At 61.3% G+C, this 23,262-nt stretch carries 20 protein-coding genes; 4 read left to right on the top strand and 16 right to left on the bottom strand.

The annotated features are described in order from the left end of the window. Window positions 1–262: 262 nt before the first annotated feature. The 10 genes from ACFTSA_RS07390 to ACFTSA_RS07345 form a co-directional block, all read right to left on the bottom strand. Complete coding sequence (locus ACFTSA_RS07390) at window positions 263–1,291, bottom strand: LacI family DNA-binding transcriptional regulator (RefSeq protein WP_377950637.1); 1,029 nt, start codon at window positions 1,289–1,291, stop codon at window positions 263–265. Between the two features lie 453 nt (window positions 1,292–1,744). Further along, the gene (locus ACFTSA_RS07385; protein WP_377950636.1) at window positions 1,745–2,230 is read right to left on the bottom strand and encodes an RpiB/LacA/LacB family sugar-phosphate isomerase; all 486 of its coding nucleotides are present in this window, start codon (window positions 2,228–2,230) and stop codon (window positions 1,745–1,747) included. Next, complete coding sequence (locus tag ACFTSA_RS07380; RefSeq protein WP_377922964.1) at window positions 2,223–3,506, bottom strand: Tm-1-like ATP-binding domain-containing protein; 1,284 nt, start codon at window positions 3,504–3,506, stop codon at window positions 2,223–2,225. The genes ACFTSA_RS07385 and ACFTSA_RS07380 overlap by 8 nt, the downstream gene beginning before the upstream one ends. Window positions 3,507–3,509: 3 nt before the next feature. Next, a complete protein-coding gene (locus ACFTSA_RS07375; RefSeq protein WP_377950635.1) occupies window positions 3,510–4,337 on the bottom strand; it encodes a phosphoenolpyruvate hydrolase family protein in 828 nt (275 codons plus the stop codon). A 22-nt stretch (window positions 4,338–4,359) separates the two neighbouring features. Further along, a complete protein-coding gene (locus tag ACFTSA_RS07370; protein ID WP_377950634.1) occupies window positions 4,360–5,160 on the bottom strand; it encodes a triose-phosphate isomerase in 801 nt (266 codons plus the stop codon). 2 nt (window positions 5,161–5,162) lie between these two features. Beyond that, window positions 5,163–6,287 carry a Gfo/Idh/MocA family protein gene (locus ACFTSA_RS07365; RefSeq protein ID WP_377950633.1) on the bottom strand — a complete coding sequence of 375 codons (1,125 nt, stop codon included), beginning with the start codon at window positions 6,285–6,287 and terminating at the stop codon, window positions 5,163–5,165. Between the two features lie 11 nt (window positions 6,288–6,298). Further along, a complete protein-coding gene (locus ACFTSA_RS07360; protein ID WP_377922961.1) occupies window positions 6,299–7,147 on the bottom strand; it encodes an amidohydrolase family protein in 849 nt (282 codons plus the stop codon). Then, complete coding sequence (locus ACFTSA_RS07355; protein WP_377950632.1) at window positions 7,144–7,560, bottom strand: cupin domain-containing protein; 417 nt, start codon at window positions 7,558–7,560, stop codon at window positions 7,144–7,146. The genes ACFTSA_RS07360 and ACFTSA_RS07355 overlap by 4 nt, the downstream gene beginning before the upstream one ends. Before the next feature lie 24 nt (window positions 7,561–7,584). Further along, a complete protein-coding gene (locus ACFTSA_RS07350; RefSeq protein ID WP_377950631.1) occupies window positions 7,585–8,217 on the bottom strand; it encodes an NADPH-dependent F420 reductase in 633 nt (210 codons plus the stop codon). A gap of 13 nt (window positions 8,218–8,230) precedes the next feature. Continuing rightward, entirely contained in the window at window positions 8,231–8,518 is a 288-nt protein-coding gene (locus ACFTSA_RS07345) for an antibiotic biosynthesis monooxygenase family protein (protein WP_377950630.1), read from the bottom strand. A 625-nt stretch (window positions 8,519–9,143) separates the two neighbouring features. On the opposite strand from ACFTSA_RS07345, the gene ACFTSA_RS07340 reads away from it, so the two are divergent. The 4 genes from ACFTSA_RS07340 to ACFTSA_RS07325 all read left to right on the top strand — a co-directional run bounded on the left by ACFTSA_RS07340 (window position 9,144) and on the right by ACFTSA_RS07325 (window position 15,210). Further along, window positions 9,144–10,463: an ABC transporter substrate-binding protein gene (locus ACFTSA_RS07340; protein ID WP_377950629.1), complete on the top strand. Its 1,320-nt coding sequence runs from the start codon at window positions 9,144–9,146 to the stop codon at window positions 10,461–10,463. Continuing rightward, window positions 10,456–11,406 (top strand): carbohydrate ABC transporter permease, encoded by a 951-nt coding sequence (locus tag ACFTSA_RS07335; RefSeq protein ID WP_377950628.1) that lies wholly within the window; start codon window positions 10,456–10,458, stop codon window positions 11,404–11,406. Before ACFTSA_RS07340 ends, ACFTSA_RS07335 begins: the two co-directional genes overlap by 8 nt. Window positions 11,407–11,413: 7 nt before the next feature. Beyond that, the gene (locus ACFTSA_RS07330; RefSeq protein ID WP_377950627.1) at window positions 11,414–12,292 is read left to right on the top strand and encodes a carbohydrate ABC transporter permease; all 879 of its coding nucleotides are present in this window, start codon (window positions 11,414–11,416) and stop codon (window positions 12,290–12,292) included. Between the two features lie 1,565 nt (window positions 12,293–13,857). Further along, window positions 13,858–15,210, top strand: coding sequence for a NosD domain-containing protein (locus tag ACFTSA_RS07325; protein WP_377950626.1), 1,353 nt, complete (start codon window positions 13,858–13,860; stop codon window positions 15,208–15,210). 852 nt (window positions 15,211–16,062) lie between these two features. On the opposite strand, the gene ACFTSA_RS07320 is transcribed toward ACFTSA_RS07325, so the two are convergent. The 6 genes from ACFTSA_RS07320 to ACFTSA_RS07295 all read right to left on the bottom strand — a co-directional run. Then, on the bottom strand, window positions 16,063–17,106 hold the full coding sequence (locus ACFTSA_RS07320) for a LacI family DNA-binding transcriptional regulator (RefSeq protein WP_377950890.1): 1,044 nt from the start codon (window positions 17,104–17,106) through the stop codon (window positions 16,063–16,065). Between the two features lie 92 nt (window positions 17,107–17,198). Beyond that, window positions 17,199–18,191 carry a carbohydrate kinase gene (locus ACFTSA_RS07315; protein ID WP_377950625.1) on the bottom strand — a complete coding sequence of 331 codons (993 nt, stop codon included), beginning with the start codon at window positions 18,189–18,191 and terminating at the stop codon, window positions 17,199–17,201. A 99-nt stretch (window positions 18,192–18,290) separates the two neighbouring features. Further along, a complete protein-coding gene (locus ACFTSA_RS07310; RefSeq protein ID WP_377950624.1) occupies window positions 18,291–19,640 on the bottom strand; it encodes a hypothetical protein in 1,350 nt (449 codons plus the stop codon). A 116-nt stretch (window positions 19,641–19,756) separates the two neighbouring features. Continuing rightward, window positions 19,757–20,803: a ribose ABC transporter permease gene (locus ACFTSA_RS07305; protein WP_377950623.1), complete on the bottom strand. Its 1,047-nt coding sequence runs from the start codon at window positions 20,801–20,803 to the stop codon at window positions 19,757–19,759. After that, a complete protein-coding gene (locus tag ACFTSA_RS07300) occupies window positions 20,796–22,328 on the bottom strand; it encodes a sugar ABC transporter ATP-binding protein (RefSeq protein WP_377950622.1) in 1,533 nt (510 codons plus the stop codon). The genes ACFTSA_RS07305 and ACFTSA_RS07300 overlap by 8 nt, the downstream gene beginning before the upstream one ends. Before the next feature lie 76 nt (window positions 22,329–22,404). Continuing rightward, window positions 22,405–23,262 (bottom strand): ABC transporter substrate-binding protein (locus ACFTSA_RS07295; RefSeq protein WP_377950621.1); only part of this gene is annotated, 858 nt, incomplete at its 5' end.

Here is a 23,262-nt window from a genome sequence, read left to right as displayed (position 1 = left end):
CTCCGCTCCCGTTGCGGCGCGGACGGGTCCTGCAGCGGTCCGAAGAATGCGTTGGGATATGTCGCCCAGGCTTAGCCGTGAACAAAGCCACCGTGCGTCCTCGTCGCTGAGCTTGGCGTCCTCTGCGAGTGGGTCGAGTCCGTCGACGGCGGTTCTTGCCCTGCGGCCTACGGGATCTAAGACCTGCACTCAGGGATGACGGATACGGGCACCCATGCCGACCGTCATGATCCTCGACGTTGGGGGCACGGGAATGCTGGGCTTATCGGAGCAACGCCACGGAATCACGTTTGATGAGAGTGTTTGGGATAGCTCCGGGGTTCTTGCTGGTGGTGCCGTCCTGAAGTTCCGCGATCGCTGCTTCCACTGCCATTGCCCCCATCTCATAGTAGGGAAGGGCCACCGTAGTCAGCTGCGGCGACAGGGCCTCAGCTACAATTTCCTGATTATCGAAGCCCACTACGGACAAGTCCCTCGGGACCAGTAGGCCCAGTTCCGCGGCGGCGCGGTAAGCTCCCATAGCCATGCGGTCATTGAAGCAGAAGATGGCCGTTGGCCTTGTCTTTCTCGAGAAGAGGCTGAGAGTCCCCCGGTAGCCGTCCTCCGCGAACGAGGACGCCTCTTCAATGACCAGGTTTGGGTCAAAACGAATGCCGGACTCCTCCAGCGCCGTTCGGTACCCTTGGAGCCTGCCGGAGCGCGCCGGTATGTCCATTGCTGTGCTGACGAATCCGATCTCCCTGTGACCTGCATCGATAAGTTCACGGGTGGCGATATACCCGCCCTGGATCTCGTCAGGAAACACGGACCAGAAGTCACCCTGTGTGGCCTCGGCATTCGCTAGGAATACGGGCTTTCCATTCAAAGCCTCAGGTATGTCGAGAAAGCGGTGTGCTGTATCGGCGTAGATTACGCCGTCCACCTGGTGCCGCCAGACAGCCTCGATTTCCCTCTCTTCTACGTCCTTTGCTCCCCCCGTACTCATGATCAGCATTATCCAGCCGTGTTTGGAAGCTGCTTCCTGGGCCCCACGGATGAGGCGGCCGGCATATGGAACGGTAGCGATTTCCTCGCTGATGAGAGCCAGAGTGTGGGAGCGGTTCGTACGCAATGCCTGAGCCAGACCGTTGGGGGCGTAACCTAGCTCCGCGGCGATTTTCTCCACCTTGAGACGGGTCGCGTCAGCGATCCTCGCACCGCGAACGTTGTTCAGCGCGAGTGACACGGTCGCGGGTGAAACGCCCGCAGCGTCCGCGATGTCCCGGATGCTGGGCCGCCTGCGTACCTTCATTTCACAATCTCCTGTGCGGCGTCGAATTATCCTGTAGATGCAGCGGCGACGTTACATCTCGTACCCAACGCCCGGCTAACACCAGTGTAAGCTAAACCCATTTACCACAGTTAGCGCCCATGGCTGTGGAAATGAAGCTTAAGATGCGGCGCCTCGGCCTTGGGCTCTTTTCCCAGGCCGAGGCGCCACGTAACCCATCCTTTCGCCATTACTGCAGCGTGCCGCGTCGTGCTGCTGGTCCCATCGGAGATCCGGGTCCGGCGGCATCCTACTTTGCCGGCCGCTGAATGACTAGCAACGCCGGCTCCCCACCCACGGCAGCGGCGGGACCATATTGCCAGGCGGTCTCACCTCCGCGGGCCCCGTCGTTGTTGTTCTGCCGATGGGTGCGGCTCTCCTGGCGCGGCCCACCGTCTCACCGACGATGAACTGCCGGATGAGCCCGCACTTGTGCTACTGAATTGCTGGTCCGCCACATGCTTCAAAATCCTCGATAAGGGCGACTTTCTGTCGGGAGGGGCTGGAGCTATCAAACGTGTAATCAAGCCACTCCGATACGAGCCGGCGGGCAAGTTCCAGTCCTATGACGCGCTGGCCCAGTGTGATTACCTGGCAGTCGTTGGATAGGACGGATCTTTCGCAGCTGAAGCTGTCCGCGACCGTGGTCGCACGAATTCCCCGAACCTTGTTGGCGCTGACGGCCATGCCGATGCCCGTTCCGCAAATAAGCACTGCCCTGTCTGCCCGTCCTTCCAGGATGGCGGTCGCGGCTTTTATCCCTACCTGGGGGTAAGGGGTTCCTGGGCCATCGTGGATACTGAGGTCAGAGACAGACGCCACCCGGGGATCCCTTTGCAGGTCCTTGAGGATCCTGTCTTTGTACTGAAGCCCGGCCTCATCTGCTCCGACGATTAATCGCCAGCCAGTTTGTTTATCCATTGCTCTTCCTTTCCACAGCAGGAGCGGTTACAGCTGATGACACCGGCCGTGCGATGCGTATGAACGCATCTGCTACCAGATCGGCGAAAACCGGATCGTTCGCGTGCGTGGCTGCGGCAACGACTTCGATGCCGGGGCGAAGCCGTCTCTCGAGTTCGAGGACGAAGGACGCGTCCGCGGCGACGTCTTCGAACGGGCCTCCCTCCACGGCATAGCTGTCGAAGCCCTTAGCCGGAATGACCACACACACAGGCCCTGTGGCCTGGTTGAGGTGCTCGGCCAATATGCCTGCAACATTTGTCAGTTCCCCGGCATTGATTCGCACGGCCGTAACCTCCGCGTTGTGTTGGAGGAGCGGCCGGCTTCCATCTCTATACTCTTCAGGCACCGTCGCAAGGGCTCCGAAGTTCAGCACCTCCACGGCGCCGGGTACGACAACCTGGGGGAATCCTTTTCGTCCTGCTGTTCGAAGGCGGTCCGGGCCGGCACGGAAAATCCCTCCATATGTCTCGTCTGTCAGTTCCTTCACCGTGTAATCAACGACTCCAGTAATGACCCCCTGTTCCAGAAGGTTTTCGAGTGCTTTTCCGCCGGAGCCCACTGCATGGAAAACGATCGGCTCGAAACCGGCGGCTTCAAGGCGCTCAATGACCTGTAGGACCCCTGGCGTGGTGACACCGAGCATCGTCACACCGACGGCCGGTTTTTCAGGTGGGGCCAGAACCGGGTGCTGACGAGAAGTGAGCATCCCAGCAAGGGCGCCGGCCGCGTTGGCCAGTATGGGTTTCGAGATACGGTTCAGGCCGGCAATGTCGGTGACCGAGTGCATGATGCAAAGATCGCTCGACCCAACGTAAGCGCCGACATCGCCCGAAGCCATTGTCGAAACGAGAATTTTGGGTACTCCCAAGGGAAGCGCCCGCATTGCACCACTGATCAGAGCACTGCCGCCCGAGCCCCCAAGACCGAGCACCCCGTCGCAGCGTCCTTCGTCGGAGAGCTTGCGTAGCAGGCAGGCGGCCCCGCGGGTCATAGTCTCGATGGCAACAGCCCGCGCGTCGGTGCCCTCCCGGCCGAGTCTCAAGTCCTCGAGTCTGGCGCCCCCGGCTTCGCAGACCTCCTCGGCGGTGACGTCGGGCGTAATGCCCGAGGTTGTTCCCAAGACGCTGACATCAACGATGACTACGTCGATCCCCGCCTCATGGAGCCGTTCTTGCACGAAAGCGTATTCGCGGCCCTTGGTGTCGAGCGTGCCTATAAGTACGGCCGTTGGCACCGTTTACCGCTCTCGAAGCTTCAGGGACCGAAAAGCCTCAACTGTCTCCGTGATGGCCTTTTCTACCGGCAAACGCTCAATGCTCGATGCTCCCAGGAACCCGTCGACATCGACGCGGTCGTAAACAGCCTGAACGTTCTCGGGTTCATCGAAGGGCCCTCCGTGTGCCACCACCCAAACATCCGGGCGGGCCGCCTTTGCTGCTGCCGTCATCGCAGCGACACGTTCGCTGGCCTCCATCAGGTCCGGTACCTCGTTGGCGCCGATGAACCCGCCCATGGTCAGACCCACATGAGCACCAATGACATCTGCGCCTGCGGTCGCCATGGCGGCGGCCTCCTCCGGCGTGAAGGCGTACGCAACCGTGAAGATATCGCGGCGGTCACATTCGGCGATCAGCTCCATTTCCTTGGAGTAACCAAGACCCGTGGCGTCAATGTGCTGCCGGAAGGTCCCGTCGTAGATGCCGGCGGTCGGGACGTTCGTGATGCCCGAGTATCCGGCGTCCATGAGGGCGGTGATGAGTTGATCCGTGTTGCGGTACGGGTCTGCGGCGCCAATTCCTGCAATGACGGGGGCGGTCTTGACCACGGGAAGGATGTGCTGGGCGAGCTGCAGCGTCATGCCGTTTGAGTCGCCGTATGCGAGGTATCCGGAAAGGGAGCCGTGCCCGTCCATCCTGAACGGTCCGGTGTTATAGGCCATCAGGGCGTCAATCCCTGCCCGGTCGGCTGCTTTGGCGACCAGCCCGATTCCGGCACCACCGAGGATGAGAGGGCTGCGCTGGGCGACCTTGGCGGTAAACCTGTCGCGGATCTGCTGTCTTGTCATGGCGGCCATATTGTTTATCTGCCTATCTTTGAGAAGCGGTTGCGGTGTTGAGTGCGTCGCTGATTCTGATGAAGTTTTCGACTTGAAGTGCTGCCCGGCCAACGAAAAGACCGTGGACGCCGGGCACCAGGGCGAGGTTGGCTGCGTTGTCGGCGGTGACGCTTCCGCCGTACAGCACGGGAACACATAGCCCGGGTGCAGGGCCGTAGAGTTCGGTCAGCGTGTCCTGCACGGTGGAGTGCATTTCGGCTATCTGGTCCGGCGTGGCTGGAATTCCATTGATCCCTATCGACCAGGCGGGTTCGTAGGCCAGGAGCACGCTCTCCAGGTCATCTGCGGTCAGGCCGTTTAGGGCGATTTTTACCTGGCGGCGCACGGCCTCCAGGTGAGTTCCGTAGTGGCGGTCCTCGGCTGTGTCACCGATGCAGATCAGGGGCCGCAGACGCCAGGCGAGGGAGCGCAGTACTTTTTTGTTGATGAGGGCGTCGGTTTCTTGGTGATCCCGGCGGCGTTCCTGGTGGCCGATTTCGACGATCACAGCACCGGCGTCTGCAACCATTTCTGCAGATATGTCGCCAGTGTGTGCTCCGTTGTCTTCGTGGTGAATGTTTTGGGCACCGACGTGGATGTTGCTGCCGTTCAGCTCGGCGGCCACTGTGGCTATGGCGGTGTGCGGCGGGATAAGGAAGTATTCCCTTCCGTTCTTGGCGGAACTGCTCACGTACTCCCTGAGATGTGCCGCGTATCGCGCCGACTCGCCCAGGGTCTTGTTCATCTTCCAAGAAGTGCCCAGCCAGAAGGGCAACACTTCCTTATCCCCCATCGTCAGATGCCCGGCTGCCCGGCTTTGGCCTTCAGGAAGGCCTCAGTCACATCGTCGGGGACCACTACGTCAATTTCTTCCCGCTCGTTCAGGCTGCGGGCCAGCGCTTCCATCGTGACCGTGTTGATGACGGTCTCCGCCAGGCCTACGCGCGGCTTCGCATCATTTCGGACGACGTCGGCAACGTTGAGCAACTGATCCTGGAAGGCGTTTGACTTAGCAATGGCATACCGGTCCTCCAGGGTCCTGAAGATCCGTTCCGGGTCCCTGTGGCTGGTCGGGATGGCCCGGCGGATTGAGATTTCTGTCTCGTCATAGATCGTCCAGGTGAAAGGCAGATAAAGCGTTCCCTTGTCCCCTGAAATCTGCAGTTCTTGGGTGGAATCGGAAATCTCGCTGGCCTCGATCATGCCGACGGTGTCGTTTGCGTAATCAATGAGGCCGATGATCTTGTCGCTGGTGCCGAAAACGTTCTTCGCGCGTCCGAAGGCGGCGACGCGTGTCGGCACGGCACCTGCGACGTGTGTGCAGGCGTTGATGGCGTATGCGCCGATGTCGTAGAGCGCGCCGCCGCCCTGGTCCGCGCGGAACCGCCACGGGCGGTTCGGGTCGTTCGGATCGATGCCCAGTTCGGACGCCAGGTTCACGTAGGTGAAGCTGGCGCGGACGTGGTCAAGCTTGCCCAGCTCGCCGGCGGCGAGTAGCCGGTCAATTCGTGTGATGGCAGGGTGGTGGCGGTACATGAACGCTTCGGTGATGATGGCACCGGTTTCCTTGGCCAGGGTCCATACTTCGAGTGCTTCGGCCCCGGTGAGGACGAAGGGCTTTTCGCAGAGGACGTACCGGATACCTGCTGCAACGCACTGGCGGATCAGTTCCAGGTGCGTGCTGGGCCAGGTGGCGATAATGACGCCGTCCAGTTGTTCGGAAGCGAGCATCGCTGCAACGTTGCCGTATGCCTTGCCCCACCCGTACTTGGTAACTATCGCTTCGGCGGCCTGAAGGTTTTCATCGGCGGCTGCTACGATCTGCAGTTCGTCTTGGATGCCTGCTGCTGCGACGCCGTGGACGCCGGCGATGTAGCCGGCTCCGATGACGCCGAGCCGGACTGGGTTTTTTTCTGACATGGTTGTCTCTCTTACTTGATCAGCGAACCGCGGTGCAGCTGTGCACGCGTGTCGAGGACTTTTTGGACGTTGCGGAAGAGGATGTTGTCTTTTTCCGTGTCGGTGATGTTGGCGGAAAGGACGGACTGCAGTACCTTGCCAAGGTCGTAGAAAGGTGCGTCGCTCCCGAAAACGACGCGTTCGCTGCCCACCGCCGCGACAAGGGACTCGGTCATCCGCGGGTCTGACTGGTAGGCCACGTCGAAAAATACGTTCGGCAGATCTTTGACTATTTCGACCGACTCCGCCTGCTGCTGCGGGGTGAGGAACGCGTGGCCGAGGAAGATCGTTACGTTCGGGAACTTGCTTGCAGCCACGCGCACGGCCCGTGGTGATTCCCCGGAGCCGGGATCGGGAGAGCAGTGCATGAGGCACAGGGCCCGCCGGTCGTCCAGGACCTCAAACAGTGGATCTACCCGCAGGGGGACGTCCAGGTAGTAGCCTTCCAGCATTGGATGGACAGAGATGCCGGCCAAACCCAGGTCATCGAGCAATCGGAGGAGCTCCGTGACGGCCAGTTCCTCGTGCCTGGGTTCAACCAGGCCGAGCCCGGCAGGGAAACGTTCCGGGTGATCCCTGACCGCCTCGGCGACAATGTCGTTCATGCGCCGGGTGTTAACGATGCCTTCGGCCTGACGGTCCGCTGCTGCCGGGGATAACAAGGATTCTGTTACGCCGGCAGCGTCCATGCTTCGGATCATCTGTTCCACCGTTTGGCCGATGTTGTTCGCCACGGTCTTGCCGATGTGGGCGTGTACATCGATGGTTCGGCGCATCATGATTCCTGCTGATTCAGCGCCGCGTGCCTCGGCCGCCGTCATGCTTCTTCCACTGATGTCCGCATGGTCAGGGTTGCTCCTGCAGGTACCAGCTCGTGGGCGTTTTCCGGAGTCGTGCCTTCGGGCCCGCCGGGGCTGTACATCACCAGCAGATGCAGGGGTGCCCAGCCGGTGTTATGGGAGTCATGGAAGACGCCGACGGGAATATGGATCGCGTCCCCCGGGCCGATGGGAATCCGGTTACCTTCGCCTACGGTAAAAGCGCCGTGTCCGGAAATGACATAGACCACTTCGTCGCTGTCCTCGTGGTTGTGCCACTCGTGGGACTGGCCCGGGAGGACGATCACCTCGCCAAGCGACATCTGTGCCCCTTGGTCTGCCGTGATCAGCCACTTCGCGACCCCCCAGGGCAGGACGACGGACTCTACAGTGTTTGCGCTGTTGGAACTATTCATGCTTTATCTCGTGTCTGCTAGTGGTCAGTTCTCGGTCAGACCGGTGAAACGCCACCCGGTCTTCATCGTGAAATTGGTGTACGTGCGGTCCAGGATCAGCATGAGTGAGACCATGCTGTCGATGAGCCGTGCATTGTGGAGCGGTCCGCAATCGAGCACGCGGTGGTTCAAATCCGCGGCGAGGGCCGCGACTACGGCTTTGGCTTCGTCATCGTCGCCAGCGATTTTCACATCCGGGCGGTTACCGTCCGCTGCGCCGGGTGCATTGACGGTTGCGGCGAAGTTGTCTTTGAAGGCTGCAACGAGGCCGTCGGTGGTTCCGAGTGCCTTCGCCGTGTACTCTGCGCCGGCCAGTTCATTGCTCGGCAGTGCGTCGAAGGGGTTGGAGATGTCGATGATGGTCTTTCCTGCCAGGGCTTCCTGGTGTTCCTCAACAAAGGGGGCGACTGCTGTGAAGGGAATGGCCAGGACGACCGTGTCGCTGCCCGCCAGGGCGGTGCGGTAATCGCCTACCACCGCTGGCTCATAGCCCAGGTCTGCGCTCTGAACAGCTTCAGGGGAGCGGGATCCGATCTGGATCTGGTGTCCCGCCTTGGTCCAGCCCTTACCGAGGGCGCTTGCCATGAGTCCTGTGCCCATGATCGCGATAGTGCTCACGTCGTTGTTCCTTTCAGATTTCTTGAAAATGCTTTACGGTCGGCTCTCCGGCGAGGTACTCCCCGATGAGGCCCTGGAACTTCGAAAACTCCGGGGATCCTACGAATTTCTCGACGTGATCCTCGAGAGTCCGCCACCAGACGAGCAACACATATCCGTCTGTCGAAGCCGAGCGGGTCAGCGAGGACTCAATGTGGCCGGGAGCAGCTTCAATAAGGAGCTTTGCCTCCGGAAACGCAGACTCAAATGCGGCCTCTGAACCGTCCTTGATCGACAGTTGGGCAACTTCCAAAACACTCAATGAACCCTCCTCAGGGAAAGTGGTAAGTGGGGGGTGAAAACGGAAAAGGCGCAGGTCCGTGACCTCTGGGGAGCAGGCATTAGGGCTTCAGATCCCGTGCGCCCTGGAGCGCCTTCTCGTTCGCGGCGCTCGATCCATCGCCGTGCTAAATGGATTTAGCTGACTATAAGCAGCTCCCCGAACCCGGGTCAAGAGGCTTGCCGAAAAACGCATAATCGGCCGCGGGCCCCATTCCCTGCCTTGCCCGTCGGACAGGCACCCGTTCGTACCAGGGCCGAATTTTCGCCCACAAGCCGCTTGCCCCGCCCTCCCCTTGACCCCTCCCGGCGGCCTCCGATTGGGGAGGAGGCCCGGCGGGCTTCCGCGGGCCGCACTGATTCGGAACATGGAGATGCTGAGGAAATCTATTGACAACCTGAGACGTGAGCTGCTTCACTCATTCCCGACGCTAAATGCATTTAGCAGGCTCGGCCGGGCTAAATGCACGTCTGGAGCCATGGAACCCTCGTCTGCAGGCCGTTCGCCGGGAACACGAGGCCTGCCCAGAACGACGAGCGCTACCCCGGACAATGACGTGACGGATCCGCGTTGACCGCGGACAATGCACGATGCAAAGGAGCACGATGTGGGAATAAAGAAAACTGCACTACTTCGGATTGCGGCGCTGGCAGCCGCATCCTCTCTGTTCTTGGCCGGTTGCGCCGGCGGAGATGCCGGCGGGACAAGCGAGGGCCCGACGGGGGATTATAAGGCCCCGGAATCGAACGTTCAGGCAAATCTGACCATCTCGAACTGGGGAAATCCCGGTGATGAGGCCGTTTACGACGCGGCCATTAAACGCTTCAACAAGAAGTACCCCAACGTCAAGGTCACCAACAACTTCACCCAGGTCGTGAACTGGAGTGATTACATCAACAAGATCCTGACATCCGTGGCCTCCGGCGACGCACCCGACATCATCAACATCGCCACCGAGGGCGTCGAGTTCGGCCTCAGCAAGGACCTCTTCCTCCCGCTCACGAATTACGTCAAACAGGATGAATCCGTAAAGGCCCTTATGGCCGACATTGATCCGAACCTCCTGAAGGGCTTCACCAAGGGCGAAGACACCTACCTGGTACCCAATAACTGGAACGCCATGGTCATGTACTACAACGAAGACATGTTCGCCAAGGCCGGCATCAAACGGCCGAGTGATGACTGGACGTGGGACGACTTCCTAGCCGTGTCCAAGAAACTGACCAGCGGCCAAGGCGCCGAAAAGAAGTACGGCTTCGGCCTCCAAAACTACACTTTTGCCTACATCCCGTGGCTCTACTCCAACGGGGCGTCCCTCGCCTCCGACGATCTGACCAAGCCCACATTGAACTCGCCGAAAACCATCGAGTCAATGAAGTTCCTGCAAAGCTTGGTCAAGGAACACGGCGTAGCACCGGAACCGGCCGGGACCGAGGCCAACGACCTTTTCACTGCCGGAAAAGTCGCCATGGTGGCGGCGCCGGCAAATCTCTCCTCAACCCTGATCAAGGGCTCCCCTAATTTGAAGTTTGGCATTGTCCCCATGCCCAAGAAATCGGAAAAGGCGACCGTTTTTGGAGCAGCAGGGTTCTCCATCTACAAAAACAGCAAGAACCGGGACCTCGCATGGGAACTCCTCAAGGAACTTGCAAGCCAGGATGTTCAGAAAGCGTGGGCCACTCTGGGCACGTCCAACCCCACCACGCACACTGCGGCAACTTCCAAAGTGTTCCTCGGCCGCCACCCCGACGCCAAGTACCTGTACGACACGATCAAGTACGCCAAGCCTGTCGCCGCGCCTACATTCTTCACCTCCCTTGAGCCCGCCTTCCAAAGGGCCATTGCCAGCATCCTGGCCGGCGGAGACGCTGCAGCAGAGCTGGAGAAAGCAAATTCCGAGGTAGAGGCAACGGTCGGTAATGGCTGACCTTATCTCCGCCGAGCGCTCCCGGCTTCCCTTCCGGACCTCGATCACCCTCCGGAAGGGAAGCCCAGCGAGCCGCAGGGAAGCCATCACCGGCTATTGGTTCGTGGCACCGTCCGTGTTGGGATTTGCGATATTTGTGCTCGGACCCCTCGCGGCCGTTCTGTACTTCAGCTTCACCAAGTACGACGTGATATCCCCTCCGAAATTCGTCGGCTTCCAAAACTATGCACGCCTCTTCTCCGATTCCCGTCTCGGGACCGTGTACTTCAACACGATCATTTACGTGATCGCAGCAGTGGTCTTCATCAACGTACTCGCAGTGATATTCGCTGTTCTCGTCAACCAGCGCATGCCGCGGTCCATGACCGTCATTTTCCGGTCGGTGTATTTCTTCCCGTCCCTCGTCTCCCTGGTCTACGTCGCACTCATCTGGCAGGCACTCTTCCAGCGCGACACAGGCATTGTTAACTACTACATCCAGGCACTCGGAGGACAGCCCCTGAGCTGGCTCACGGATGACGCCCAGGCACGGTGGAGCGTGATCATCGTTGATGTCTGGCGGAACATCGGGTTCGCGATGCTCATCTACACGGCCGCCCTGCAGGAAGTGCCCCGCGAGCTCGAAGAAGCCGCAAAGATCGACGGTGCGGGGCCGATAACAATCTTCCGCAAGGTAACCGTCCCCATGATCAGCCAAGCGATCTTCTTCAATATCACCATCACCGTCATCGGCGCATTCCAGATCTACGAATCGATTATCGTCCTGACCGGCGGCGGCCCCGGGGACGCCACCCGAAGCATCGTTATGTATATCGCCGAGCGCGCCTTCAGTGACTTCCAAATCGGGTACGCCTCCGCGATCTCCGTGACGTTGTTCGTGATCATCCTCCTGGTGACGCTGGTTCAATTCCGACTCCGAAAGAAGTGGGTTCACTATGAGTAGGACACTCGTGACCGCCACAAAGCCCCAAGCCCCAGCCGCGCCCCAACGGGATAACGCGCCCGCAATCCCCGTGGGCCGCATCCTTGCCATGGCTGTACTGGTTTTGGGCGGGATCGGCATGTTCGCCCCGTTCCTCTGGATGTTTGTCACGTCCTTAAAGTCGCCCGAAAACGCCTATGACCTACCCCCAAACTGGATCCCCCTTGAGTTCAGGTGGGACAACTACACCCAAGCGGTTAACGGGCCCTTGCCCCTGCTGACCAACATGCTCAACAGTTCGGTCATCGCAATCGTCACCACTCTCGGGCTCCTCATCACAGCACCGCTGGCAGGTTATGCCTTCGCCAGGCTGAAATTCCCCGGTCAGAACGGTCTCTTCGTCATGTTGCTGGCCTCAATGATGGTTCCCATCCAGGTCACAGTGATTCCGCTGTTTCTCATTATGAGAAACCTAGGGCTTATCAACTCACCTTGGAGTCTGATCCTTCCCTACGTGACAGGAGCCTTCGGCGTCTTCCTGATGCGGCAGTTCTTCCTCACCATCCCCAAGGAGCTCATCGAAGCTGCCAAAATAGATGGCGCGGGTCCTTGGCAAACCTACCGGCTGGTCGCGCTCCCTCTGGTCAAGAACGGACTGAGTTCCCTGGGCGTTATCACCTTCCTCGCCAGTTGGAACGCGTACTTCCTGCCTTCTATCTTCCTAAGCAGCCAGGGTTCGGCCACCCTGCCCCTGGCCCTCGTCCTTATGCGAGGCCCATTTAGCACCGGCCAGGTAAACATCATTATGGCAGCGACGGCTCTGGCCATCCTGCCGGCCCTGATCGTCTACGTCATAGCGCAGAAATGGATCATTGAAAGCCTCACCCAGTCGGGCGTAAAGGGCTAGTAAGACACCGGGCCGAGAGACCGGCGACGGACAGCCTGGCTGGAGAAACTCTAGCGTCAACAAGAAGCATCTATGGCAACAAAAAGCATCTGTAAGGTCGGAGGAGAAATGCCCTCTTAGGTCCCGGCCTCTGTTGATCCAACCATCGTTGATAACTCCCGACAATAGTTCAGTGCCGCCAGCGTGGCGGCACTGAACTATTCTTCTGCCGCGCCCATGCACATTGATGACAGCAGCTATATCACGCCCTTTGAGCCGGCACTGAAGGCCGCAAAACTCCGGTCACCCGACCATCTCACCTGCCGGAGTGCCGAAGTGTCATCCAGCAATCCTCTCGACGAATGAACAGTTACGGCTGGGTGTACTTGAACATAGGTGACAGAATTTCTGCCCGGCGTTCTGGCGCTGTTGCAGAACCGGACATTGTCCACACGATCAACGACGAAGCCAATGTTTTCTGCGACCCGGCGCCTACAAAAGGACGGAAAACACCCTAAATGCGGAGCGGGCTGCGGAGCTGCGTCCAGCGAGCCTGCGACGGCGCTCCAGAATCTATCCTTGCCCGTAATTACGGCATCAGCCGGGAGACGGCGTACCAATACCTAGGCCAAGCCGTGCTGGCGTAGGGACGAGCAACGGCGGCTGTCCGGTAAGGAGGTTCAGCCGTAGTGGCCGGGCGTTGTCCCTGATATGAAGAGGCGGCATCCAGTAGCGGATGGTTGCGACCTCGACCTTGAAAAAGCGGCAGCTCTAACAGCGCCGGACTTTCCCGCAGCTGGAGTGACAAACGCTAATGCATCCAAGCCGTCATCCCGGCGTCCCCGCCGGACGTGAGCCCGTAGTTCGAGAATTAGCCGGGTTTGGCGGGGTTCCGGGGAACAGCGTGCAGAGCAAGCGTGTCGCTCAGCAGCGCCGCGAACGTCCTCCGCACCTTTGAGCTGCCCGCGCGCGCCAACGCTCCGGGGACACAGCGGCGAGAGCCTCAGCGACATGGTCCTGGGCTCACCCAAGGTCATGAGGGGACATCAGCAGGTGCCTTCACCTCCCCGCCGTCATGTCGACCGCGGCCGGGTCTATTTGTAATCCGCACTGATTTTCCCCCTTGCTATGCGCGATTTGTCGCATAGACAACGATGTCAAGCAGGACGATACGGAATGTCCTTGAGACAAATCACTGCGTCTTTTCGTCCGCAATTTTCCGCCGGATCCCATTTCATGCAATGACAACCTTGTCAGTGATGGACCATACTATCGCGTGCGAGATCCGGATGCCCAGGGAAGCCTACCCGCTGCTGTCGGTCGGGCGGAGCCACCGCGGTGCCAAATTGCGGCCTAAATTTTGGCGTTGACAGCCTTGGAGGCGACTCCTATTGTCGATCCATGAAGTAGCGGGAGAAACGTTTTGGCAAACTTTTGGTTGCCTTGAGCAAATGGGTCGGGTGAGGTCGCCTCCGAAGCCCCAGGAAACCCCGCACCTCAACCAGCAGATCGGCAGGAAGCCCTGCCATAGGTCTATCAAGCTGCAGATGAACAGTGCAGGAATTCGAATACTCAGAGGAGAGATAGTGCAAGCTGGAAAGACTTTGTCCGCCGCAGATCCGAGCCGGCGAGGGCTCATCGGCGCCGGGGCCGTGGGAACCCTCGCTGCGGCCCTGACCCTGGGCGGCGCGACGGAGGCGAACGCCGCGGACGTCCCGGCGAACACACCGCTGCGCGCGCCCAACACCTACGACGTGACCCAATGGAAGATCCCCGGGCAGTCGGCCGTGACCGCCAAGTCCGACATCGGCGCGGTAATCAACGACATCATCGCCGACATCAAGAAACGCCAGACCGACCCGAACGCCCGCCCCGGCGCCGTCATCGTCATCCCCCCGGGGGACTACGACCTGAAGACGCAGGTCATCGTGGACATCAGCTACCTGACCATCGCAGGCTTCGGGCACGGCTTCTTCTCCCGAAGCATCATGGACAACTCGGACACCACAGGGTGGCAGGACCTCCAGCCCGGGGGCAGCCATATCCGGGTCCTGACCTCACCGGCTGCCCCGCAGGCGTTCCTGGTCAAACGCGCCGGGAACCCCCGCCTCTCGGGAGTTGTGTTCCGCGACTTCTGCCTCGACGGCGTCGCCTTCAGCCCCCACGGGAACAGCTACGTCAACGGCAAGACCGGCATCGAGGTGGCCTCGGACAACGACTCCTTCCACTTCACGGGCCTGGGGTTCGTATACCTCGAGCACGCGCTGATCGTGCGAGGGGCCGATGCGCTCCGCGTGAACGACAACTTCATCGCCGAGTGCGGGAACTGCCTCGAGCTCACCGGAGCCGGCCAGGCCACGATTGTCTCCGGAAACCATATGGGCGCCGGCCCGGAGGGGGTGACGTTCCTGGCTGAGAACCACGAGGGCCTCCTGGTCACGGGCAACAACCTCTTCCCGCGCGGACGCAGCCTGATCGAGCTCTCCGGCTGCAACCGGTCCTCGGTCACCGGCAACCGCCTTGCTGGGTCCGTCCCCGGCATGCTGCGCCTGCTCAACGGGTGCAAGGAGAACCTCATTACGGGCAACCACCTCCGGCGCTCGACCGAGGGGTACCCGCCGTTTTTCGGCCGCGGCAACGGCCTGGACGACCTCTTCGGGACCATCCACGTGGTCGGGGACAACAACCTGATCTCCAACAACCTCTTCGCCTACGACGTTCCCCCAAAAAACATCGTCCCTGCCGGCGCCCGGCCCACCCAGATCCTCATCGCGCGCGGCGACGCGAACGTCATCGCCCTCAACCACGTCGTCAGCAACGTCCCCTCCCAGCACGTGGTCCTGGACGGCTCGACCAGCAACGCCAAGGTCCTGGACAGCGGCGCGGCCGACCAGATCACCTCCTACAGCAACACCGCCGCCATCCGCGCCATCACCTGAGCGGAACCCGAGCGGGGAGGGCTGCTTCCGTCGCCGCGCGGAAGCAGCCCTCGCCTACCCATGCCCTCACTCGGGATTCGGGAATAACCCAGCAAAGGACACCAGCAATGTCCCGAACGGATGCTGACATTCTCAGTCGGACCGCAGCCGCCAGGTTCCCACCCGGCACTAGGGCTGCAACGCCACTCAGTGCCCGGCGCAATAGCCGAGGCCACGCTTCTTCAGCTGGGCCCCCATGGACCCCGACGATACAATCCCCGCCGCATCATCCGCCAGGCAAGACCGATGACATCCCCCCAGCACCATCCACTACTCCCCCAACCTCACCGGCGATCACGGCACCGCCCTCTACCCGCTGGGCCCAACATCTCCCCGCAGCCAAGAGGACGACTTTTGACTCTGAAGCAGACTGACTCAGGGGCGCGCCGCGCGCCACTGAGGGATAAATAGGGTGCCTCTAGCCTTCGCCGCAGAGGTGCCGGGAGGGTTTCCCTGCTCACGCAGAATTCGTGAGTCACGCCGGTACTCTGATCCGCGATCCGCATTCCAAGATTGGATCTCACGCCAGGTTGAGCAACACCCCAACCTGACATGGGCCGTTTGATTGGGAACCTTCCTTATCGGTGTTGGAAACCGTCAATGAGGAAGGGGCCCAGGATCGCCCCGAATGCATGCCGCCCTCGCCTGCAAAGCCCCGGAAAACCGTGCGAAGGGCAACGGCCGGCACCGGCACGACGTAGGGAAGCGTCAAGGAAGCCTTGGAACAGCTGCGCCAGGACCGTGGTCCCGGCATTGGCCGGTTAAAGGCCTCATGTTTTCGGTGGCTCAGGGGTTACGGTCGCATTGGGCCGATTAGACTGCGTGTGGCCGGCTCGTTGTCGGTCCCGGCATCCTACGCGCAACAGTCGAGCTGATTTCTCCTGACCCTCTGAGGACCAGTTGACTGGGGACGATATAGGTCCGGGGTTGTTGCCGGTCTCCGCCGATGCGTGCCAGGATTCGTTCTGCGGCGAGCTTGCCGATGTGCTCGGGGTGCTGTGCGACAACCGATATACCGGGGTCGATCATGTCGGAGAGGGTGAAGTCGCCGAAACCGACCAGGGCCACTGTCCTGTTCAATGCCAGCTCCTTTAAAGCCCGCATAACGCCTAGGGTGACCAGAATCTGCGCAGAGAAAATGGCCGTTGGCGGCTCCTCGCTGGTCAGGAGTTCCCTGGCTGCTGTCCGGGCCGATTCCTCGCTACGAAGTCCTTCGAGGAAGGCAACGGTGCCGGTGGATATACCTGCGCGGCCGAGCTCCTCGGTGAACCCGCGCAGCCGCTCCCGGGCGGTCTGGATATCAGTACGACCCCCGAGGTAGGCGAGCTTGGTGTGGCCTTGCGAAATGAGGTGGGCGGCGGCCCTGGCCGCACCTGAGGCGTTGTCGCTGACCACGGCGTCGGCATCGATGCCTAACGGTTCCCTATCAATGAAGACCATCGGGAAGTGCCTGGAATGTTCAGGCATCAGGTATCCCTGGCTCTTGGCGACCGGTGTCAGAAGCAGCCCATCCACGCGCCTCCTGTGGAACGCGCTGACAAGGGCCCTTTCACGTTCTGCGTCATCATCCAGGCTTGCAGCGAGGACCGCGATGCCGTGGGCTGCCAGGACATCCTCCACTGCACGGTGGATTTGCCCGTGAAACGGGTTTGCAACACTGGGCAGCAGCAGTCCGATGGACAGTGTCTGCCGGCCCGCCCGGCGCAGGCTCCCGGCTGCCATATCCAGCTGGTAGTTCAGCCGCTGTACGGCTTCCAGCACTTTCCGGCCGGTGGCTTCGGAGACACCCGGCTCATCGTTGATGACGCGGGAAACGGTTTTGATGCCGACGCCAGCCAAAGCAGCCACATCACGCATCGTCGGCCTGGCTCTTCCCGTCACCCCGAAATGCCCGCTGGCGCCGTCTCCGACGATTCCGATTCCGTCGGCCTTCGGCTCTGCCGGGTGGTTCACCGCACGGCCTTGAAATCTGCCGGGACGGCAAATCCGTCGCTGTTGACCTCCCGCGTCCACGGTGGATCGGCTCCGGGCCTGGAACAGGTGATGGCTGCCGCCCGGTTGGCGTAGTCAAGGAGGTTCCGAAGTTCCTGGGGAGAGAGATCCCCCAATTTACCCCGGGCGCCTGCGCCGAGTAGGTTTCTCGTGTCCAGCCAAGCAATTAGTCCGGCCATGAAGGAATCGCCGGCGCCTACGGTGTCAGCCACGTCGGTCTTACGGGCCGGCACCTGTACCGTCCTCTGGCGGTTGGTGATCGCCGGGCCATCTGCCCCGCGGGTGACTGCCACCAAGGCAGGTCCAAGCTTGAGCCAAGCTTCCATGGTCTGCTCAGGCGTCCTGTCCGGGTACAGCCATGCCAGGTCCTCGTCGCTGGCCTTCACGATATCGCTCGCCGCTACGAACCGCTCGATGTCCCGGCGGGTGCGGTCAGCATCCCCACTGATCGCCGGCCGGCAGTTCGGGTCGTAGCTGATCGTGGCGTGTCCACGGGCCGCTTCCAGGAGCGTGTAGACGTCGTCGCGGCCCGGAGCCAGGACCGTGGCGATCGAACCTGTATGGACATGTCGGGAGCTGTCGACGGCTGACAGGGCGGGAAGAGAGACACCCTTGAGGTCCCAGCTGATGTCAAAGGTATAGGATGCGGCTCCAGCCTGGTCGAGGTTCGCAGTGGCAACGCTTGTCGGGGCCGATCCGCCGACGAGGGCGGCGACCCCGTTGGCAGTGAGTTGTTCTTCAATCATCCGTCCATGCCGGTCCTCGGCGTAGTGGGTGATCAGATTGGTCATCATGCCCAGGCGTGCACAGCCAATAGCAACGTTTAGCGGGCTTCCGCCCGGGCGTATGACGGTCTGGATTCCCGGTTTATGGGGGTGACTGATGACGTCCACGAGGGATTCGCCGATGACCGTCAGTTTGGGTTTAGTGTCTGGAGCGGTGGGCGGCATTGCTTCCTTTTCGCGTTGCAGCGGCAGTCCGGGATAAAGCCCGGGTCCGGACCGGGGACTGATTTCCTGGCCCGGGGATCCTTGCTGTGCTTTTGGCGGTCACACGCGGTGGGCGGTGGGTGCGGTCTCCAGTTGGTCGGCCACGTGCTGCCAGCCGTCGCCGAACATGCCGTATGCCGTTTTGATCTGGACGCCGACGGGAAGCTCGGGGCATTCGTTTTCGCCGTTAGTTCCCCAGTTAACCCAGCCGGACTGGCGGCGCTGGACGATCTGGAAGGCACCAGACGGTTCAGAGGTCCACCAGACCATGGTTCTGTCCAGTTCTGAATGGAATTCGGCGGTTTTGGAGGCCGGCCCGGCGAAGATGGTTTCGTGCGGCACGGCCGAGACATCGACAGGGGCGTCCGCTATTGTCCACTGCCGCTCGGGCAGGTCGGCGAGCACGTGTGAACTTGCCCGGACCCGGGCGAGGCGTTCCCTGATTTCATCGTTGTCCAGAGCACCTTCCCAGCTGCAGAACAGGCGCCAGTACAGATCCCAGTGGGCTGCTTCGATGTTGCCGGTGAGTTGGCGGCGGAATTCCTGGAACTTCGCTGTGCTTGACGTTGAGTTCGCGATGGTTTCATCGACCATGTGTGCGAGTTCAGCCGCGTAGGGATCGCCGGAGCGGTACCGTGTGCCGTCGTATGCCTCGAAGCGGTCGAAGACCACGTCGCCTTGGCCGGCCTCGAATTCATCGCCGACGGTGATCTTGTTGGTGATCGAGCGTCCGTTGATGACTGTCTGGAAGTCGTCGACCCGGTAGCTGCGGGTGAAGTAGGGCGTGCCGTGGGTGAATTGCCAGTCGATGGAAAAGGTCTTGCCCTTGAGTTCCTCGAGCAGGCCGTCGGGGATTGTTCCGTGCATCCGGTAGTGATGCAGGACGGGGCCTTGTTCGAGGGTTTCGATGTGGACGGTGGTGTGTTCGGGCGGGTTGATGAGGCCGTTCTCCGGGGTGAAGAAGGGGCCGTAGAATCCGCCGATGGCGTTGTTGCCTGAGGGCAGCAGGTCGACGCCTTCTTTCAGCGTTGCGAAATGACGCAGTCCCCATTTTGAGGCGCCGGTACCCTCGGCAGTTCCCGAGCACATTTCGAGGTCGAAGTATCCGGTGTCCAGGCGGACGAAACCGTCGGCTTCGACAGGTTCCCGCGTGGTGATCCCGTCAACGTGACCGGTGACAGGTGCGCTCAGCGTGAGCTCCACGCTTCCATCAAAGGATAGGACGGTGACGAACGTGGTTTTACCGGGTTCGGGTTGGACGTTCAGCCGCTGGCAGATAACGGTGTCTCCGGAACTGGTAGTTGCAGTCCAAAGGCTCTCGGTCAATTCGCCGTCGACGGTGAAGGTCACCGGTTCGTTGGTGCGGCGGCCGGGAAGGGCGTCCTTGACGGCGATAGTGGGCAATGCCACGGGCTTTTCCTCTCAGTTTTTTGGCGTGGGGCTGCATTCCGGCCGCTTGGGAAAGCGGCCGGAAATGTCCCCAGGGGGCAGGCAGCATGCAGCTGCCTGATGCGTCGGTCGTGCGCTTATGCAGGTTTCTGCGCCGCGATGACCTTGGACCACGGAAGCCGGAGCGTACGTTGCTTCAGGCTGTCGATAGCCACCGCGAGGATGATGACGAGGCCCTTGATCAGCAGTTGGGTGAAGAACTGGACGTTCATCAGGATCAGCCCAGTGCTCAGGACACCGAGAATGATGGAGCCGATGAGCGTTCCGTAGATCCGGCCCCGGCCGCCAACAAGACTCGTGCCGCCCAATACGACCGCTGCGATCGCATCCAGTTCGTAGCCGCCGCCCGCTGTCGGCTGGGCAGAGACGACCCGGGCGGAGAATATGACGCCGGCGAGTCCGGCGCAGACACCCGCGATGACGTAGACGGAAGTGAGGACCCGTTTGACGTTGATTCCTGCCAGCCTGGCTGCTTCGGCGTTGCCGCCGACGGCGTAAACGTGACGGCCGTAGCGGGTGCGCTCAAGGACGAACCATGCCGCGACGTAGACGATGATCATGATCACCACGGGCACGGGGATGCCCGCCATGTACCCGTTGCCGATGTCCCGGAAATTCAGGGTGTTGGAGACAATGGGCTGCCCGTCGGTCATGGTGTAAGCCAGGCCGCGCAGGAATGTCATGGTGCCGAGGGTGACGATGAAGGCGGCCAGCGCCAGGTAGGAGCTGAGCAGGCCGTTGATCAGTCCCGCGAGGGCCCCTGTCAGGACTCCGACCAGGATCGCGACGGGTGCGGGAAGTCCCGCGATGCCTGTCATGACCGATGCGACCCCGGAGACGGCCAGGATAGAGCCGACGGAGAGGTCGATTCCGGCCGCGAGAATGACGAATGTCATTCCGGCCGCGAGAATCGCGTTTATGGAAATCGACCGGGCGATGTTGAGCAGGTTGTTGACGCTCGCGAAGTTTGGGGCGATGACGACCATCAACGCTACGAGGGCGATCAGGACAACGAGGATGCCAACGCGGTCCCACCAGTAGGCGAAGTCGAAGCCGCGGGCAGGCGGTGCTACGGCCTCTGGCCGGACGTCAGCGCCCTGTGGGTTGAGAGCCTGGTTAGTCATGGAGTTCTCCGTTTGTCTGTGCTGCGGTACCGGTCGCGTGGGACATGACGTCCTCTTCGCTGGCGGCGCGTGAGTTGAGTTCGTGGACGATCTGGCCGGAGCGCATCACGAGGAGCCGGTCGCTGATGCCAATGGCTTCGGGCAGGTCCGAGGAGATGACCAGGATGGCCTTGCCGGCCTTGGCGAGGTCGTTGATGACTTCATAGATTTCGCTTTTGGCGCCGATATCCACGCCCCGGGTTGGTTCGTCCAGGATCAGGACGTCGGATTCTCTCATTAGCCACCGGGCCAGGACCGCCTTTTGCTGGTTGCCGCCCGATAACGCGCTGACCGGCAGGCGCAGGGCGTTTTGCCGCAGGTGCAGGCGTTCCATTTGCTTTTTCACGGCATTCCGGATTCTGGTCCGCTGGAGCACGCCGGCGTTTACGTGCCCGCCAAGGGAACTGACGGCGATGTTGTCCTCGACAGTGTGGGAGACGAACAGGGCCTGGTCTTTGCGGTCCTCTGGCACCATGGCGATTCCGTGTGCGATCGCCTGGGCCGGGCTGGAGGCGATTGCGGCCTTGCCTTGGACGGTGACGGTGCCGCCTCGGGGCCGGTCGGCGCCAAAGATCATGCGGGCCGTCTCGGTGCGGCCGGCCCCGATGAGCCCGGACAGGGCGACGACTTCGCCTGCGCGGACCTGGAAGCTGACCGGGCCGATGCCGGCTCCGTCGGTGAGGTCTTTCACGTCCAGCAGGACCTCTCCCGGGCTGTGCCGGTCGTGGTGGTACAAGTCCTCAAGGTTGCGGCCGACCATCATCCGTACGACGTCGGGAGGGCTGATCTCAGTCTTTTCCCTGGTACCGACGTACGTTCCGTCGCGGAAGACGGTGACGCGGTCCGCAAGCTCCCAGACCTCTTCCATCCGGTGGGAGATGTATACGAGCCCGACGCCTGCGCCGCGCAGTTCGTTGATGATCTGGAAAAGGTGGAGGGTTTCGCTGCGTGAGAGGGCCGCTGTTGGTTCATCCAGGACCAGGATCCTGGCGTTCTCGCTGACGGCCCGCGCAATCTCAACCATCTGTTGCATGCCGATACTCAGTTGGCCGAGCTCGCTGCGCGGGTCGATCCGTGCCCCAACCCGGGCGAGTTTCTCTCGGGCCTGGGAAATCATGGCGCGCCGGTCCAAGGCCCCGAACCTGTTCGCGGGCTCGCGTCCGAGAGCCAGGTTCTCGGCGACTGTCATCGCCGGCACCGTGTTCAGCTCCTGATGGATGATGGCTATGCCGTGGGAAACGGCCTCATGCGGGGAACGGATGTCGATTTCGTTGCCGTCCATCAGGATCCGTCCGGAATCGCGGGTAACGTTTCCCGCCAGGATTTTCATCAGAGTGGATTTACCGGCCCCGTTTTCGCCCATCAGAGCATGGACTTCACCGGCACGCAGGTCGAAGTGGACGTTGTTGAGCGCCAGGGTCGCGCCGAAACGCTTTGTGATGCCTTCCAGCTGCAGCAGCGGGTGGCGGGAGGTTGTTGTGGTCATGAGGGGCCTGTTCTCGATCCGGTTATGTTGGGGCCGCTCCGGGAGGCGAGCGGCCCCACGCGGGAGTGGCTAAGCGCTACCAGCCTTTGTACTGGCTGACGGTGTCGCGGGTCACAAGCTCGCTGGGGATCAGGATGGTGGTCTCCGCCGGGGGCTTGTTGTCGATGATGTTCTGGGCGACTTCGACGGCCTTGCGGACCATCTCGGCCGGATTCTGCGTCGCCGTTCCGATGAAGGGCGACCCGGACTGCTTCAGTTCCGCCACCGACTCGGGGCTTCCGTCGACACCGGTGACCTTCACGGTTCCGGCCTTGTGGGCCTGCTGGACCGCCAGAACCGCTCCCAGCGCCGAGGGGTCGTTCATGCCGAAGATGCCTTGAACGTCCGGGGTGGCAGTGAGCATGTCAGTGGTTACGGCGAGGCCGGAGGCGCGGTCGTTTTTGGAGGCCTGCTGCCCGACGACTTTGATGTTGGGGAACTTCTTCACGACGTTCTTGCAGCCGGTGATGCGGTCGCGGATCGTCTGGAGCGGAGTTCCGTCCACCAGAAGAACATTGCCCTTTCCTCCCATCTGCTCGAACAGGTACTGGCAGGACTTTTCACCGGCCTGGACTGCATTGGTCATCACGACGGCGTCGGCGCTCTTGGCCGGGGTGTCCACAGCGATCACAATGATGCCTGCCTGCTTTGCCCGTTCAATGGCCGGCTGGATGCCGTTTTCATCCACGGCGCTGATGACAATCAGGTTCACGCCCTGCTGGATGAAGGTGTCGATCTGGGTGTTCTGATTCGCCAGGTCAAGCTGGGCGTCTTGGGTGTTGGCGGTGGCGCCGATCTTGGCGGCGGCCTCTTTGGCTCCCTTGTCCATGGCTGAAAAGAACGGGTTTGACATGTCCTGAACCATCAGGCCGATCTTCTCGATCTTTTTCGGCTT

This window comes from Arthrobacter sp. NPDC057013, from assembly GCF_042674585.1.
In the GTDB taxonomy this organism is placed as follows: domain Bacteria; phylum Actinomycetota; class Actinomycetes; order Actinomycetales; family Micrococcaceae; genus Arthrobacter.
Note: the sequence above shows the minus strand (reverse complement) of the source record. Positions and strands in the feature narration are given on the sequence as shown.

What these genes read in the sequence shown, in the direction of transcription:
- ACFTSA_RS07390 (WP_377950637.1), bottom strand. Translation starts at nt 1,291, where the DNA reads ATGAAGGTACGCAGGCGGCCCAGCATCCGGGACATCGCGGACGCTGCG.
- ACFTSA_RS07385 (WP_377950636.1), bottom strand. Translation starts at nt 2,230, where the DNA reads ATGGATAAACAAACTGGCTGGCGATTAATCGTCGGAGCAGATGAGGCC.
- ACFTSA_RS07375 (WP_377950635.1), bottom strand. Translation starts at nt 4,337, where the DNA reads ATGACAAGACAGCAGATCCGCGACAGGTTTACCGCCAAGGTCGCCCAG.
- ACFTSA_RS07370 (WP_377950634.1), bottom strand. Translation starts at nt 5,160, where the DNA reads ATGGGGGATAAGGAAGTGTTGCCCTTCTGGCTGGGCACTTCTTGGAAG.
- ACFTSA_RS07365 (WP_377950633.1), bottom strand. Translation starts at nt 6,287, where the DNA reads ATGTCAGAAAAAAACCCAGTCCGGCTCGGCGTCATCGGAGCCGGCTAC.
- ACFTSA_RS07360 (WP_377922961.1), bottom strand. Translation starts at nt 7,147, where the DNA reads ATGACGGCGGCCGAGGCACGCGGCGCTGAATCAGCAGGAATCATGATG.
- ACFTSA_RS07355 (WP_377950632.1), bottom strand. Translation starts at nt 7,560, where the DNA reads ATGAATAGTTCCAACAGCGCAAACACTGTAGAGTCCGTCGTCCTGCCC.
- ACFTSA_RS07335 (WP_377950628.1), top strand. Translation starts at nt 10,456, where the DNA reads ATGGCTGACCTTATCTCCGCCGAGCGCTCCCGGCTTCCCTTCCGGACC.
- ACFTSA_RS07320 (WP_377950890.1), bottom strand. Translation starts at nt 17,106, where the DNA reads ATGCGTGATGTGGCTGCTTTGGCTGGCGTCGGCATCAAAACCGTTTCC.
- ACFTSA_RS07315 (WP_377950625.1), bottom strand. Translation starts at nt 18,191, where the DNA reads ATGCCGCCCACCGCTCCAGACACTAAACCCAAACTGACGGTCATCGGC.
- ACFTSA_RS07305 (WP_377950623.1), bottom strand. Translation starts at nt 20,803, where the DNA reads ATGACTAACCAGGCTCTCAACCCACAGGGCGCTGACGTCCGGCCAGAG.
- ACFTSA_RS07300 (WP_377950622.1), bottom strand. Translation starts at nt 22,328, where the DNA reads ATGACCACAACAACCTCCCGCCACCCGCTGCTGCAGCTGGAAGGCATC.